2 rRNA genes (1 of these 2 running past the window's edge) are annotated in these 2276 nt (G+C 56.9%); both read right to left on the bottom strand.

Features of this window, described 5'->3' with window-relative positions:
* Positions 1-3: 3 nt before the first annotated feature.
* Positions 4-120 (bottom strand): 5S ribosomal RNA (gene rrf / locus FHS23_RS22845).
* Positions 121-215: 95 nt separating this feature from the next.
* A 23S ribosomal RNA gene (locus FHS23_RS22850) occupies positions 216-2276 on the bottom strand (it continues 1135 nt past the right edge of the window).

Here is a 2276-nt window from a genome sequence, read left to right on the forward strand (position 1 = left end):
TAAGTTCGGCGGTGTCCTACTCTCCCACACCCTGTCGAGTGCAGTACCATCGGCGCTGGCAGGCTTAGCTTCCGGGTTCGGAATGGGACCGGGCGTACCCCTACCGCTATCACCACCGAAACACTACGAAACAACACAACCGTCGTCTCCCGCACACACCCGCGTGCGGGGTGGTGTGGTGTTTCAGGATCGTAGAGTGGGTGCGTAGCATCTTTGTAGGCAAGTCCTCGGCCGATTAGTACCAGTCCACTCAAACACACATTACTGCGCTTCCATGTCTGGCCTATCAACCCAGTCATCTACTGGGGGCCTTAACCCACAAAGGGTGGGAGACCTCATCTAGGAACAGGCTTCCCGCTTAGATGCCTTCAGCGGTTATCCCTTCCGAACGTAGCCAACCAGCCATGCCCCTGGCGGGACAACTGGCATACCAGAGGTTCGTCCGTCCCGGTCCTCTCGTACTAGGGACAGCCTTCCGCAAGTCTCCTACGCGCGCGGCGGATAGGGACCGAACTGTCTCACGACGTTCTAAACCCAGCTCGCGTGCCGCTTTAATGGGCGAACAGCCCAACCCTTGGGACCAACTCCAGCCCCAGGATGCGACGAGCCGACATCGAGGTGCCAAACCATGCCGTCGATATGGACTCTTGGGCAAGATCAGCCTGTTATCCCCGGGGTACCTTTTATCCGTTGAGCGACACCCCTTCCACCAGGAGGTGCCGGATCACTAGTCCCGACTTTCGTCCCTGCTCGACCCGTCAGTCTCACAGTCAAGCTCCCTTGTGCACTTACACTCAACACCTGATTACCAACCAAGCTGAGGGAACCTTTGGGCGCCTCCGTTACCCTTTGGGAGGCAACCGCCCCAGTTAAACTACCCACCAGGCACTGTCCCTGAACCAGATCATGGTCCGAAGTTAGATTCCCAGCACGACCAGAGTGGTATTTCAACAACGACTCCACCAACACTAGCGTGTCAGCTTCACAGTCTCCCACCTATCCTACACAAGCCGAACCGAAAACCAATACCAAGCTATAGTAAAGGTCCCGGGGTCTTTCCGTCCTGCCGCGCGAAACGAGCATCTTTACTCGTAGTGCAATTTCGCCGGGCCTGTGGTTGAGACAGCCGGAAAGTCGTTACGCCATTCGTGCAGGTCGGAACTTACCCGACAAGGAATTTCGCTACCTTAGGATGGTTATAGTTACCACCGCCGTTTACTGGCGCTTAAATTCTCAGCTTCACCCCGAAGGGTTAACCGGTCCTCTTAACGTTCCAGCACCGGGCAGGCGTCAGTCCATATACCTCGACTTGCGTCTTCGCATGGACCTGTGTTTTTAGTAAACAGTCGCTTTCCGCTGGTCTCTGCGGCCCGCCACCCCTAACCCGCAAAGGGTTTCAAGATGGCTGGCCCCCCTTCTCCCGAAGTTACGGGGGCAATTTGCCGAGTTCCTTAACCACAGTTCACCCGATCGCCTTAGTATTCTCTACCTGACCACCTGTGTCGGTTTCGGGTACGGGCCACGCACGCACTCGCTAGAGGCTTTTCTCGACAGCATAGGATCACTCTACTTCACCACAACGGCTACGCATCACGCCTCACCCACAAGCAGAACGGATTTGCCTATTCTGCGGGCCACACGCTTACACCAGTACTACCACTCACTGGCGGAGCTACCTTCCTGCGTCACCCCATCACTTGACTACTACGCCATCAGGTCCCACGCTCCACACACACCACACCCCGAAGGATGCGACGCGGCTTCGGGTGGTTAGTATCCGACGCCTCACCATGGACGCACACACGCGGGTACGGGAATATCAACCCGTTCTCCATCGACTACGCCTGACGGCCTCGCCTTAGGTCCCGACTTACCCTGGGCGGAACAACCTGGCCCAGGAACCCTTGGTCATCCGGCGGTACAGATTCTCACTGTACATTCGCTACTCATGCCTGCATTCTCACTCCCACACCCTCCACCGTTAACTTCCGTCACGGCTTCACCGGGCCCAGGACGCTCCCCTACCCACCACAACCCGCGTTAGCAGTTGTTGCAGTGACTCGGCTTCGGCGGTGTACTTCAGCCCCGCTACATTATCGGCGCAGAACCACTTGACCAGTGAGCTATTACGCACTCTTTCAAGGATGGCTGCTTCTAAGCCAACCTCCTGGTTGTCTCAGCAATTCCACATCCTTTTCCACTAAGCACACACTTAGGGGCCTTAGCCGGAGTTCTGGGCTGTTTCCCTCTCGACAACGAAGCTTATCCCCCGCTGC

The sequence above is a fragment of the Prauserella isguenensis genome, from assembly GCF_014191605.1.
Classification (GTDB): domain Bacteria; phylum Actinomycetota; class Actinomycetes; order Mycobacteriales; family Pseudonocardiaceae; genus Prauserella; species Prauserella isguenensis.